The organism is Thermoflexus sp., assembly GCF_040289485.1.
Taxonomy (GTDB): Bacteria; Chloroflexota; Anaerolineae; order Thermoflexales; family Thermoflexaceae; genus Thermoflexus.
The window spans coordinates 1-12,099 of record NZ_PSLG01000065.1; the positions used below are offsets into that span (position 1 = coordinate 1).

Sequence of the window (12,099 nt, forward strand, 5' to 3'; positions counted from 1 at the left end):
AGGCGGGGCTGGCCCGCCTGCCGATCTTCGCCTATGCGCTCCCCCCGCTGGCCGAACTGGGTGGATCGGCAGCCTTCCTGCTCCCGGAGGCCGCCGGCCCCGAGGCCATGGCCGAAGCCATCGCTCGCCATCTGGAGGCCGACCCCGAGGCCCGATGGCGCCGGCGCGTCCGACAGCAGTTCGACGCCCGGCGCCTCCTTCGGGAGCGGCTGCTCCCTCTGATCGAAGGATGAGGCCCTGCCGCCCCGGCCTCCGCATCATGGATAGAACCCACGCCCGGCCTTGCGCCCCAGGCGGCCGGCGCGGACCATCTGGCGGAGCAGCGGGGCCGGTCGGTAGAGGCCGCCGCCGTGCTCGGCCTCCAGGGCCTCCAGGATCGCCACGACCAGGTCCAGGCCGATCAGGTCGGCCCACTCCAGAGGGCCCCGCGGATAGTTGGTCCCCAGTTTCATGGCCGTATCGATGTCCGCGGGGGCGGCCACCCCTTCCATCACCGCGAAGGCGGCCTCGTTGATCAGGGCGCACAGCAGCCGGGGGAGCACCAGGCCGACGGTGTCGTTCACCACCGCCACCTTGAAGCCCCAGGCCGAAAGCAGCGCCCGGGCCCGCTCCACCCCCTCGGCCTGACCCTGAAGGGGGCCCGCCAGTTCCACAGGCCCCCCTCGGACGATGGGCGGCAGCACCGCGAACCCCACCACCCGCTCCGGATGGCGGGTCCAGGCGGCGACCTGGGTGGCGGAGGTGGTCAGGCAGAGGGCCAGCAAGGGGCTCGCGGGCGGGAGCGCAGCGTCCAGGGCCTCCACCAGGGCCCGCTTGGCCGTCAGCGGGGCGGGCAGCGCCTCGATGCCGAAGGCTGCGGCCGGCCCCTCCGCCCGGAGGGCCTCCTGGAGGGCTGGCGAGATCTCCCCCTCGGTGGGGAAGGCGGTGACGGCGTATCCCTGCTCCAGGGCCAGCCCGGCCAGTTCCTCCACGAAAGCGCTAGCGCCCACCACCAGGACCCGCTCCTTCAGCGGCCGCGTCCCCATGGCGCTCCCCTCCTATCCGCGCTCCGCGCCCGGGCCTTCGGCATAGCGATACCATCCCTGGCCAGCTTTGCGACCCAGGCGGCCGGCCTGGACCATCAGCCGCTGCAGGGGGTGGGGACGGAAGCGAGGATCCTCGAAAAAGGCGCGATACACGCTCTCGCTCACCGCCAGGTTCACATCCAGGCCGATCAGGTCCATCAGCTCGAAGGGGCCCATGCGGAACCCCAGGGCCCGGACCAGCCGGTCGATGGTCGGGGGATCGGCCACGCCCTCCCCCACCAGGCGCAGCGCCTCGAGGTAGAAGGGGCGGGCCACCCGGTTGACGATGAAGCCGGGGGTGTCCTTGACCACCACCGGTGTCTTCCCCCAGCGCCGCGCCAGATCGACCAGGGCGCGCACCGTCTCCTCAGCGGTGGCCAACCCCCGCACCACCTCCACCAGGCGCATGACCGGGGCGGGGTTGAAAAAATGCATCCCGGCCACCCGCTCCGGGCGCCGGGTGGCCGCGCCCAGGGCGGTGATGGAAAGGGAAGAGGTGTTGGAGGCCAGGAGCGCTGTGGGCACGCAGCACTGATCCAGCCGGCGGAAGAGATCCTGCTTGAGGGCCAGATCCTCTGGGGCCGCCTCGATGACCACCTCCGCTGCCGCCAGGTCCTCCAGGCGCCCGCTCAGGCGCAGGCGGCGAAGGGCCTCCTGCCCTTCGGCCGCCTCCAGGCGTCCTTTGGCGACGGCCTCCCGGAGCCAGCCCTCGATCTGCGTCCGGGCGCTCGTGAGGGCCTCCGCCGCCACGTCGTAGAGCACCACCTCCGCCCCGTGGGTGATCGCTACGTAGGCGATGCCCCGCCCCATGGTCCCCGCGCCCACCACCCCCACGCGCTCCATGGCCTCACCCTCCTCGCCGCTTCAGGAAGGCCTCGACCCGCTCGCGGTGCTCAGGGGTGCGGGCCGCCACTTCCTGGAGATGGGCCTCATATTCCAGGGACTGCTCCAAGGTGAAGGTCGCGGCCCGTTGGAGGGCGCGCTTCAACCAGCCCACAGATCGCCCCGGCAGCTCCCGCAGCCGCACGGCCCACTCCCGGGCCGTTGGCAAGACCTGTTCGGGTGGGACGACGGCGTTGACCAGCCCCCACTCCAGGGCCCGCCGGGCTTCCAGGCGGTCGATCAGCGTGGCCGCCTCGAAGGCCCGTCCGTAGCCGACCAGATGGGGCAGGAACCAGGTGGACCCGGAGTCGGGGATCAGTCCGATCTTGGCGAAGGCGTTGAAGACGAAGGTCGCCGTCTCGGCCATGACCCGTAGGTCGCAGGCCAGGGCCAGGCTGCAGCCCGCCCCCGCAGCCACGCCGTTGATGGCGGCGATGAACGGCTTCTCGGTGTTGCGGATGCGCAGGATCAACGGATTGTAGCGGCTGCGCAGGTGTTCCCCGATGGACATCGCCTCGGCGGGCTGGACGTAGCGGGCCTGCATCTCGGCGAGGTCTTGCCCGGCGCAGAAGCCCCGTCCCGCCCCCGTCACGATCACCACACGGACGGCCTCGTCGCGCTCCACCGTCCGGAGGGCTTCTTGCAGCTCCTGGAACATCTGCTCGTTAAAGGCGTTGAGGACGTCGGGGCGGTTCAGCGTCAGGATCGCCACCCCTTCCTGAACCTCATACAGCAGAGTCTCATAGGCCATGGCCCACCTCCTGATGCAAATGGGATCGGGATCGCGTCCCCAGGCCTCATCCCCCGGACCGGTCGGAGGGGAGGAGGGCTACCCCGCCGCCCACCAGGAAGGCCACGATCCCCGCCGCCAGGGGGAGGCCGACGGTCCCCATCGGGATCGGGACTGCCGGCCTCCCGAAGACCAGCAGCGCGTAGGCCACCCAGCCCGCGGCCGCCCCGGAGAGGGCCGCCTGCCAGGCCCGATCCAGCCCCCGTCGCCGGCCCAGACCGAAACCCACGGCACCGGCCCCCACGATCAGGAGGTTGCTCACAGCGAAGAACCCCCATCCGACCCGAGGGGAGCGCCCCGCCCCGCCCGGGCGCGGGGTGGGCATGGGGGCCGGCGGGAGGGCGGTGGTGGTGGGCTCCGGAGGCCGCGTGGGCGTTGGGGGCACCACCGTGGCGATCCGGCCCGGGCGGTTCCGCTCGATTTGGATCTGCAGCCGATAGGAGAGGCGGGCCGGCTCACTGGCCGCCCGGATCTCCAGCATCCCCTCCCGGTCCAGCGGGATGTCCACCTCGGCGAACCCCTCCCGGGTCCCCGCCCGGAAGGGACCGATCGTCCCCTGGCCGGTGTAAACCCCTGTGAAGAGCACCGGTGTCCCGTCGGGGACCGGATAGCCGTCCCGGTCGTAGATCGGCCCGGCCCAGACCCGAAGGGTCTCACCGACCCGCACGGCCACCGGGGTCGGCGTGCCCGAAGTCGCACCTTCCCGCAGGCCCACCCCCAGGGGGATCACCTGATTGGGATCCGGGCGCAGGCGCTCGGCCAGGACATAGCCCACGGCGGGGATCGAGAGGGGCGCGCGGCTCCGAGGGGACACCGCCCCAAACAGCACCCGGGCCATCACCTCCACCGCGGGGGCCACGCGGGTCCAGATGGTCTCATAGCGGGTCAGCCGCGCGACCTCGCGGGGGGTCAGCGGATACAGCCCCCCGAACCCCCAGAACACCACCTGTTTTCCGGCCAGCAGGTCGGCCCGCTCGCCCAAGAGCACATGGGGCAGGCTGGAGGCCTCATCGTCCGGGCGCTCCTCCAGGGCGGCGATCACCACCCAGTTCGCCCGCTCGAACTCAGTCCGCAGATCCGGGGCCTCGGGACGCCGGGCGAGAAAGGCCATCGCCTCCGCGAAGGTCCGCACCACGATCCGCTCCGGATCCAGGACGCCCGCCCCCGCCACCCGCAGCGCCTGGGTGATCAGGCTGGGGGGCAGCAGCGGGACCTCGGGGCATGCCGCGCACGCCCGGGCCGTCCGCCCGTCAACCAGCACAAGGAGAAACGCATCGGGCCCGGGAACCGGCGGGGGAGCGCCGCCCGTGGGCCGCAGCCGGACCACCGCCTTCTCCAGCGCCTGGCGGACCACCCACCCGTGGGCGGCGGCGCCGGGGGCCGCCCGGAGGTCCCGGAGGGTCGGGAACACGGCTCCCGACGTGAAGCCCGGATACAGCCGATATTTCAAGCGTAGGATGCGGGCCACCGCGGCGTTGACCAGGTTCTGGAAAGAGAGGTCCGTCGAATATTTTTCCCGGAAGAAGGCGATCACGGAAGCGGCCTGCCGCGCGGCCTCCTGGGGATCGGAGTGAAGGTCCCCCAGCCACAGCAGATCGTTGCCGGCCAGGAAAGCCTCCAGCGCCGCCCGCCGGAAATCCACCCCCCCTTTTTCGTCGGCGTAGAGGGCCCGGAGGGCCGGATGCCCCAGGGGCGGGGAGAGAAGGACGCCCCCGCCCTCCCGCCATACCTTCACCTCCGCCCGGCCGACCAGCGCCCCCAGCGCCTCCCCGTCCACAGCCAGGGGCCGGGTCCACTCCTGGGCGCTCCCCCGAAAGCCTCGGACCCGCATCGTCGACACCTGGACCGCCTGCACCAGAGGCCGGCCCGCGTCGGCAGGGGTCCGCATCAACGCGAGGAAGGGGACTAGATCGAAGGCGGCCAGGTCCTCGAGGGTGCGGACGGCGAGGCGCTCCCCCCGCCCGTAGGCCTGGCCCTCTCCCGGGAAGGCTCCTGGCACCACCAAGAGCCGGCCCCCGCTGCCCTCCCGCACACCCTCCACGTAGGCCCGGGCCATGCGGGCCACCCAGTAGGGATCCCCACCGAAGGTCTGGGCTCCGGCATCCCCCAGGTCCGGCCGGGGCTCCATGAGCACCTCCAGCGGCGGCCCCAGGAGGAGGTTCAGGCCGACGGCGCGGAACTCCTCCCCTAGGGCCCGGCCCACCGCACGGACCTGCTCCGGGTCCCAGGTGGCCCCCAGGGCAAGGGGGGAGGGCAGCGGCATCGCCCCAGCGGTCCATGCGGAAGTGGGGGGTCCGTCGCCCTGCTGCCGCAGGCCGATAAAGAGGGGGATGAAGGGAGAGAGGGGAAGGACCTGTCCCTGGAGAGAGCGGGTGAGGGTGAGCAGTTCCGCAGGCGTGTCGCCCACGTTGGCGAAATTCCCCTGCTCCGGGCTCAGGAGGACGCCGGCGACGCGCTGCTCGACCACCAGGGCGCGCAAGGGATGATCCGGCCGGGCGATGGGCCCTGGCAAAGTGACCAGGAAGAGCTGGCCCACCTTGGCCTCGGGGGGCATCTGGGCCAACAGGCGGGCGATGAACTCGTCCTCGGCCCCCTGGGCGGCGGCCCGGAAAGCCGGGAGGGCCCCTAGGATCAGCGCGAGGGCCAGCAGCCCCCGGATCCCCTTGCCCACGGTTCAGTCCTCCGGCCGCAGCAGCCGACGATGCTCGATCTTCATACAGCGGTCCATCACCACCTGCAGGCCCGCGGCGTGGGCCCGCTGGGCGGCCTCGAAATGGACCACCCCCAACGGCATCCAGATGACCCGGGCCCCCTTGGCGATGGCCTGCTCTACGATCTCCGGGACATAGCGGGCTGGCCGGAAAATATCCACCACATCCACCGGCTCGGGGACCGAGAGGAGATCTGGGTAGGAGCGTTCCCCCAGGACCTCGGAGATGGTGGGGTTGACCGGGATGATCCGATAGCCATGGCGCTGGAGGTAGGCCGCCACCTGGTGGCTGGGCCGCTCGGGGTCAGGCGAGAGGCCCACCACGGCGATGGTGCGGGCCTCCTCCAGGATCCGACGCAACGCCGCATCGTCCTCCACCGTCACCGGCGAGGGGATACGGACCTCCACCTCCTGGCGGTCCAGCACCGTCTCCCCGTTGAGGAGCCGGGCTTCGACACGGTAGCGGGCACCGGGATCCGGCCGCCGCAGGTGTAGCACGTAGGTGACCTGGAAGGTCATCACCTCCATCACCGCGAGGGAATGGACTTCCTCTCCCCGCTCGTTGTAGAGAACAAGTTCCAGATCCGGCGGCTGTCGGAAAGGGGAGAGCATCACTTCGACCACCACGCGGCGCCCATCCACCATTGGGGTGGCCTGAAGAGCCTGGATGCGCGGAGGATCCGTGGGCCCAGGTTCCGGCCGGAAAGACGCCATCTCGGCCTCCGTTTTCATCGACCGGGGTATGTCTTCATTCTACACAAGGCGGGGCCGATGGCCGGGCGTGGGCCACGGGGCCCGAACGGCGAGGGGCGGGCACCCAGACGCCCGCCCCCCCCAGCGCCCCCGGCGGGATTCGAACCCGCAACACAGGACTTAGGACGCCCTTGCTCTATCCGGTTGAGCTACGGGGGCTCTCTTCCTCAAAATTATAACCCAAAACGCCGGCGCGGGCAGCGCCCCGCCTCAGGCGAAGGAGGCCGCGATCCAGTCCCCGATCCCCTCGTAGCGGAAATCCTCCCCCCGGCTGCAGGCGGCCGCGCCGACGATCCCATAGGCCAGGGCCCCCAGAGGGAGCAGGCTCAACAAACAGGCGAGGGGGTAGAGGCAAAAGCCGACCACCAGCGGCGTCAGGGCCAGGGCAAGGACCCAGGCGATGCCCGCCAGGATCCCCGCCCCCATCCACGCGATCAACTGGAAGACCAGGGCCTGGAGGGCGTGGAAGGCGATGGGGCGGGACCGCTCCCGGTAGACCAGGTAAAGGATAAGAGCCGCGATGGGCCCCCCCAGCCCGCTGACCAGGTTCAGCAGCACGCTGAGGTGGGCAAGCATGGCCATCTGGCGCTCCTCCGGCGTCGCTGGCCGGAGGCCTTCCGCGAGGTACATCGGGCCACCTCCTCTACAGGATGGTTGAGGACAGGCACGGACCTTGTCGAGGGGCCGGGGCGCTGCTATAATGGGTATGGTTATGCCCGGGTGGCGGAACAGGCAGACGCGGCGTCTTGAGGGGGCGCTGGCCATTGCGGCCGTGCGGGTTCAAATCCCGCCCCGGGCATCCCGGCAGCCCCGGCAGCCCTGCCGGGGTTTTTTGTAACCCCCAATGGTCCTCGCGCGCTCTCATCCTTTCAGAGCCCCGGCCAGGAGGCCCCGTAGGAAGAACCGGCCTAGGAAGATGTAGACCAGCAGCGTCGGCAGGGCCGCCAGCAACGCCCCCGCCATCTGCACGTTCCACTCGATGATCTGGCTCCCCGCCAGGTTCTGCAGGGCCACCGTGATCGGCTGCTGGGCGGGCTTGTTGGTCACCGTCACCGCGAAGAGGAAATCGTTCCAAATCTGGGTGAACTGCCAGATGGCCACCACGGCGAAGCCCGGCTGGGAGAGGGGCAGCATCACCCAGCGGTAGATCCCGAACAAAGAGGCCCCATCCACCCGGGCCGCCTCCACCAGTTCGCCCGGGATGGAGGCGTAGTAGTTCCGGAAGATGAGGGAGGTGATGGGGATGCCGTAGACCACGTGGACCAGGATCAGGCCGGGGATGGAGCCGTAAAGGCCAATGCTCTGCAGGAAGCGCACCAGGGGGATCAGGATGCTCTGATACGGGATGAACATGCCAAAGAGGATAGCCGGGAACAGGATCTCCGATCCGCGGAAGCGCCAGCGGGCCAGGACGTAGCCGTTGACGGAGCCGATGAAGGAGGAGAGGGCGGTGGCCGGGAGCACCAGGGAGACGCTGTTCATGAAGTTGGGGGAGAGCTTCTCCCAGGCCTTGGCGAAGGCCGCCAGCGACGGCTGGGTCGGCCAGTTCCACATCCGGGTGAGGTCGGCCTCGGCGAAACTCTTGAGGCCGGTCAGCAGCAGCACGTAGACCGGGAGCAGGTAGAACCCTGTCAGCCCCGCCAGGGCCAGGTAGATCAGGGCGCGGCGGACCTTCATAATTCCGCCTCCCGGCTGAGGCTGTAGCGCAAATAGGGGACGATGAGGGCCGCCACCATGACCAACATCAGCGTGGCGATGGAGGCCCCCTGGGCGAAGTGGTTCCCCCGGAAGGTGGTCTCGAACATAAAGTAGGCCGGCATGTCGGTGGCGAAGCCAGGGCCGCTGCCGGTCATGGCCACGGTCAGATCGAAGATCTTCAATGAGATGTGGCCCAGCACGATGAGGGCGCTTAAGGTGACCGGCCGCAGCAGCGGCAGGACCACATGCCGGTAGACCTGCCACTCGCTCGCCCCGTCCACCCGCGCCGCCTCCCGCAACTCCTCCGGGATGCTCCGCAGGCCGGCCAGATACATGGCCATGGTGAACCCGGAGAGCTGCCAGGTGGCAGCGACGACCACGGGGAGGAGGGCCACTGGGATTCCCGCCTGGATGGCGCCGACTCGCACCCCGAACAGCACGGTGGGGTCGGTGAACCAGCGGGGGAGCGGCCCGGCATAGCCTACCGCCCGCAGCAGGAGGTTGATCCCGGTCTGGGGATTGAACAGCCACTGCCAGGCGATGCCGGTCACGATGAAGGAGATGGCCATGGGGAACAGGAAGACGCTGCGGAAGAACGCCTCCCCCCGCACCCGCTGGTCCAGGAGCAGCGCGGCGAAGAAGCCCAGCAGAACCGCCCCCAGCAGGAAAAGGGCCGTGAAGACCACCGTGTTGCGGATGTCGGCCTGAAAGCGCGGGGTCTGGAAGAGCCCGATGTAATTGCGCAGGCCCACGAAGGTGTAATCCGGCAGCACGTCGTTCCAGCGGGTCATGGAGACATAGACGGTCCACCCGATGAAGCCGTAGACGAAGACCAGCACCGCGCCCACCGAGGGCGCGATGAGGAGGACGGGCCAGAGGCGTTCGGCCCGCCCGATCCGCTCCCGCAGGCGGACGACCGCCCCGAGGAGCCGCCCCGCCCGCGCCCCCACACCCCCCGCCGTTCCAAGGGCCCGATCTCCCATGGCCTCCCTCCGCCCGGAGGCGTCGCGTGCTGAGGGCCGTTCCCCCATTATAGCCCGTCTGCCCCCGCCCGCCGATGGTATACTGCGGCAGGGACCCTCTCGGCCCCCGCAGGCCGGGAACACGAGCGGACGATGTGGCTGCGCTGGCTCAGTCTGACCCAATTCCGTAACTACGCGCGGCTGGAATGGCACCTGGAGCCGCAGGTGGTGCTGGTGATGGGCGGGAACGCCCAAGGGAAGACCAACCTCCTGGAGGCGATCGCCTGCGCGGCGACGGGCCATTCCTTCCGCACCGCCAACGAGCGCGAACTCATCCACTGGGCCGCGTGGCAGGACCCCATGCCCTTCGCCCGCATCATCGCCGAGTTCGTCCGGCGCGACGGACCCGTCCGCCTGGAACTCACCCTGATCGCCGAGCGGGCAGGCCCCGAGGTCTCCCTCCGCAAGCAGGCCCGCATCAACGGCGCCCCCCACCGGGTCCTCGATCTCTTCGGCCAGGCAGCGGTGGTCCTGTTCGCCCCCCAGGATGTGGAGGTGGTCGGGGGAATGCCCGCCGAGCGGCGCCGCATGCTGGACCTGCTCATCGCCCAGACCTCGCCGGCCTTCGCCCGGGCCCTGGCCGCCTACCAGCGGGCGCTGGCCCAGCGCAACGCCCTGCTGCGGCGCCTGCAGGAAGAGGGCGGCGATCCGGCCCAACTGGACCTGTGGGACGAGGCGGTGGCCCGCTACGGGGCCCTCCTCATGCGAGAGCGGGCCCGAGTGGTCCAGGCCATGGCCCCCCACACCGAGGAGATCCATCGTGCCCTGAGCGGCGGGGAGCCCCTGACGCTGCGCTACGAGCCCAGCCTGGACCCCTGGCGATGGCGCGGGCAAATGGGGCTAGGGGCGGCAGCATGGGGCCCCCACATGCCGGAGGAGACGCTGCGGGAGATCTTCCGGGAAGCCCTCCGACAGGAGCGCGCCCTCGACATCCGCCGGGGGGCCACCCGCCTGGGACCCCACCGGGACGACCTGCGCTTCGTCGTCGAAGGCATCGACCTCGGACGCTACGGGTCCCGGGGCCAGCAGCGGACGGCCATCTTGGCCTTCAAACTGGCGGCCGCCCGCTGGCTGCGGTCGGCCTTCGGGGAAAGCCCCCTGCTGCTGCTGGACGAAGTCCTGGCGGAGCTGGACGAGGACCGGCGGCGCTTCCTCCTGGGTGCCCTCGAGGACGTCGAGCAGGTCATCCTCACCACCACCGACCCCATGCGCTTCGACCCCGGCCTCCGGGCGCGGGCCCGCGGCTTCCGGGTGCGCCAGGGCTGGCTGGAGGAGGTGCCCCTCCCCGACCCATAGGGGCCCAGCGGCGCTGTGCCCCGCCGCTCCCCGGCGGCGGTTTTCGGTTATGATGGAGCGGGCGACGATGGAAGGGCCGATCTACCTCTACGGCATCTACGATCCGGGCCTGTGGCGGGAGCGGTTCCGCGCGGCCGGCGTGACCGGCTGGGTGGTCTTCGAGGAAACCATCGGGGCCGACCCAGAGGACCCAAGCGGGCGTGGCCCTCTCTACGCCGCGTGGGCCGAGGCCGGCTTCGGCGTCCTGGTGGTGCTGAACTACGGCCGCTACCCCAACGGGACCTTGCCCCCTTCCGACCGCTACGACGACTTCGCCCGGCGCTGCGCCCGCTTCGTGGCCGCCTCGCCGGGCGCCCGCATCTGGATCATCGGCAACGAGCCCAACCATCCCCAGCAGCAGCCCGGCGCCCGCGTCGATCCGACGGGCCGGCGCTGCGAGGCCGCCGAATGGATCACGCCGGAGCGCTACGCCCGCTGCTTTCGCCGCTGCCGGGAGGCCATCCGGAGCCTCCCTGGCCACGCCGACGACTGGGTGATCCCGGCGGCGGTGGCCCCCTTCACCGCCACCCTCCGCTACCCCGGGAACCCGACCGGCGACTGGGTGATCTACTTCCACGACCTGCTGAGCGCCCTGGGGGAAGACCTGGATGGGATCGCCTTGCACGTGGCCAGCCAGAGTCCCGACCCCCAGGCCTTGGCCACCGAAGCCCGTTGTCCGCCGCCCTACGAGGCCCGCCGCGCCGGGTTCCGGGCCTATCGGGATTTCCTCGAGGCCCTCCCGCCCCACCGGCGTTCCTTGCCGATCTTCATCACCGAGGCCTCGATGGGGGACCGGGACGGCCGGCCGATCCCATGGCCGGACGCCGACACCGGCTGGATCACCGCGGCCTACGCCGAGATCCACCACTGGAACGCCGACCCGGCCCATCCCCCCATCCGCGCCATGACCCTTTACCGTTGGCAGCGGGTGGATCCGTGGTTCATGGAGGGGAAGCCGGGGCTGCTGCCCGACCTGGACCGCGCCCTGGCCGCGCGACTCCGCTGGGACGTCGGGCTCGCCCGCTACCCCTTCGGGACCCTGCGGGAGGCCCTCGCCCTGCGGGATCGGCCCGAAGGGAGGCCGATGGGGACACCCTGCCCGGCAGGGTCCTCCGGCCGGGTGGTGGAGCGGACCGCCGACGGGGCCTGGTGCCTCCTCTTGCTGCCGGAGACCGGAAGACAGGGATGGGTCCCCCGGGCGGCGCTGGCCCTGCAGGGGCCGCTGGAGGCGGTGCCGGTCGCCCGGGCTGGGCCGGTCTTCCTCCGCTCCCGGCGGGCCGCCCCGCTCTACATGGCACCGGCCCCTGACGCGCCCTCCCAGGGGTTCCTTGGGGAAGGCCAAAGGGTCCTCGCTGTGGCCACGACCGCCGATCGCGGGTGGTGGCGGGTTCGCCTCCCGGAGGGCCTGGGATGGGTGCGGGCCCCCGACGTGGCCATCGAGGGGAATCCCCAGGCGGTCCCCGTTCTTCCCCAGCCCTGGACGACGGAAACCCTGGCGCGGCTGGACCTCGCCCTGCATGAAGCTGAGGCGCTGCTCCCCCATCCCGGCGCCCGGGCCTGGCCCCGGCGCCCTCCTGCCCTCATCCGCTGGCTGGTCCTGCACCCCCTCCCGGTCCCCGGGGACATGTCCCCGCTGGCCCTCGCCCGTCGCTGGTGCGACCAGGGGCGGCGGGGCTTCCCTTATCATTTCTACCTCACCGCCGAGGGCCGCGTCTTCTGGACCCTGCCCCTGGAGGCGATGACGGACCACGCGGGCGGCTACGGGCGGACCAGCATCGGGATCGCCCTGGCCGGCTGCCCGCCGGGGGCGATGCCGACGGCCGCCCAGGCGGACGCCGCCGCCCG

General features: G+C 71.2%; 11 protein-coding genes and 2 tRNA genes. 4 read left to right on the forward strand and 9 right to left on the reverse strand.

Annotation, left to right across the window (positions count from 1 at the left end):
* A partial coding sequence (locus C4313_RS09640; RefSeq protein ID WP_352429653.1) for a hypothetical protein occupies positions 1-233 on the forward strand: 233 nt, incomplete at its 5' end.
* Between the two features lie 24 nt (positions 234-257).
* On the opposite strand, the gene C4313_RS09645 is transcribed toward C4313_RS09640, so the two are convergent.
* From C4313_RS09645 to C4313_RS09675, 7 genes are all read right to left on the reverse strand, one after another.
* Positions 258-1,025, reverse strand: a complete 768-nt coding sequence (locus C4313_RS09645; protein WP_352429654.1) for a 3-hydroxyacyl-CoA dehydrogenase family protein — start codon at positions 1,023-1,025, stop codon at positions 258-260.
* A 12-nt stretch (positions 1,026-1,037) separates the two neighbouring features.
* On the reverse strand, positions 1,038-1,907 hold the full coding sequence (locus C4313_RS09650) for a 3-hydroxyacyl-CoA dehydrogenase NAD-binding domain-containing protein (RefSeq protein WP_352429655.1): 870 nt from the start codon (positions 1,905-1,907) through the stop codon (positions 1,038-1,040).
* Between the two features lie 4 nt (positions 1,908-1,911).
* Positions 1,912-2,697 carry an enoyl-CoA hydratase-related protein gene (locus C4313_RS09655; protein ID WP_352429656.1) on the reverse strand — a complete coding sequence of 262 codons (786 nt, stop codon included), beginning with the start codon at positions 2,695-2,697 and terminating at the stop codon, positions 1,912-1,914.
* A 46-nt stretch (positions 2,698-2,743) separates the two neighbouring features.
* Positions 2,744-5,407 carry a glycoside hydrolase family 3 N-terminal domain-containing protein gene (locus tag C4313_RS09660; RefSeq protein WP_352429657.1) on the reverse strand — a complete coding sequence of 888 codons (2,664 nt, stop codon included), beginning with the start codon at positions 5,405-5,407 and terminating at the stop codon, positions 2,744-2,746.
* A 3-nt stretch (positions 5,408-5,410) separates the two neighbouring features.
* Positions 5,411-6,160: a CoA-binding protein gene (locus C4313_RS09665; RefSeq protein WP_352429658.1), complete on the reverse strand. Its 750-nt coding sequence runs from the start codon at positions 6,158-6,160 to the stop codon at positions 5,411-5,413.
* A gap of 124 nt (positions 6,161-6,284) precedes the next feature.
* Positions 6,285-6,358 (reverse strand) — tRNA-Arg (locus C4313_RS09670).
* A 51-nt stretch (positions 6,359-6,409) separates the two neighbouring features.
* Positions 6,410-6,829: a DUF4870 domain-containing protein gene (locus tag C4313_RS09675; RefSeq protein ID WP_352429659.1), complete on the reverse strand. Its 420-nt coding sequence runs from the start codon at positions 6,827-6,829 to the stop codon at positions 6,410-6,412.
* An 84-nt stretch (positions 6,830-6,913) separates the two neighbouring features.
* Between C4313_RS09675 and C4313_RS09680 the strand changes: the two genes are divergently transcribed.
* Positions 6,914-6,998 (forward strand) — tRNA-Leu (locus C4313_RS09680).
* 62 nt (positions 6,999-7,060) lie between these two features.
* Here the strand turns inward: C4313_RS09680 and C4313_RS09685 are convergent.
* Together C4313_RS09685 and C4313_RS09690 are read right to left on the reverse strand one after the other, a co-directional pair.
* Positions 7,061-7,876 carry a carbohydrate ABC transporter permease gene (locus C4313_RS09685; protein ID WP_352429660.1) on the reverse strand — a complete coding sequence of 272 codons (816 nt, stop codon included), beginning with the start codon at positions 7,874-7,876 and terminating at the stop codon, positions 7,061-7,063.
* Positions 7,873-8,880 carry a carbohydrate ABC transporter permease gene (locus tag C4313_RS09690; RefSeq protein WP_352429661.1) on the reverse strand — a complete coding sequence of 336 codons (1,008 nt, stop codon included), beginning with the start codon at positions 8,878-8,880 and terminating at the stop codon, positions 7,873-7,875. Before C4313_RS09690 ends, C4313_RS09685 begins: the two co-directional genes overlap by 4 nt.
* A 132-nt stretch (positions 8,881-9,012) precedes the next feature.
* Between C4313_RS09690 and recF the strand changes: the two genes are divergently transcribed.
* Both recF and C4313_RS09700 read left to right on the forward strand, forming a co-directional pair.
* Complete coding sequence (recF, locus tag C4313_RS09695) at positions 9,013-10,215, forward strand: DNA replication/repair protein RecF (RefSeq protein ID WP_352429662.1); 1,203 nt, start codon at positions 9,013-9,015, stop codon at positions 10,213-10,215.
* 67 nt (positions 10,216-10,282) lie between these two features.
* The coding region (locus C4313_RS09700) for an N-acetylmuramoyl-L-alanine amidase (protein ID WP_352429663.1) at positions 10,283-12,099 on the forward strand (1,817 nt) is incomplete at its 3' end.

Excerpts from the sequence above, each read along its gene's own strand:
- C4313_RS09665 (WP_352429658.1), bottom strand. The coding sequence starts at position 6,160 with ATGGCGTCTTTCCGGCCGGAACCTGGGCCCACGGATCCTCCGCGCATC.
- C4313_RS09675 (WP_352429659.1), bottom strand. The coding sequence starts at position 6,829 with ATGTACCTCGCGGAAGGCCTCCGGCCAGCGACGCCGGAGGAGCGCCAG.
- C4313_RS09645 (WP_352429654.1), bottom strand. The coding sequence starts at position 1,025 with ATGGGGACGCGGCCGCTGAAGGAGCGGGTCCTGGTGGTGGGCGCTAGC.
- C4313_RS09650 (WP_352429655.1), bottom strand. The coding sequence starts at position 1,907 with ATGGAGCGCGTGGGGGTGGTGGGCGCGGGGACCATGGGGCGGGGCATC.
- recF (WP_352429662.1), top strand. The coding sequence starts at position 9,013 with ATGTGGCTGCGCTGGCTCAGTCTGACCCAATTCCGTAACTACGCGCGG.
- C4313_RS09690 (WP_352429661.1), bottom strand. The coding sequence starts at position 8,880 with ATGGGAGATCGGGCCCTTGGAACGGCGGGGGGTGTGGGGGCGCGGGCG.
- C4313_RS09655 (WP_352429656.1), bottom strand. The coding sequence starts at position 2,697 with ATGGCCTATGAGACTCTGCTGTATGAGGTTCAGGAAGGGGTGGCGATC.
- C4313_RS09685 (WP_352429660.1), bottom strand. The coding sequence starts at position 7,876 with ATGAAGGTCCGCCGCGCCCTGATCTACCTGGCCCTGGCGGGGCTGACA.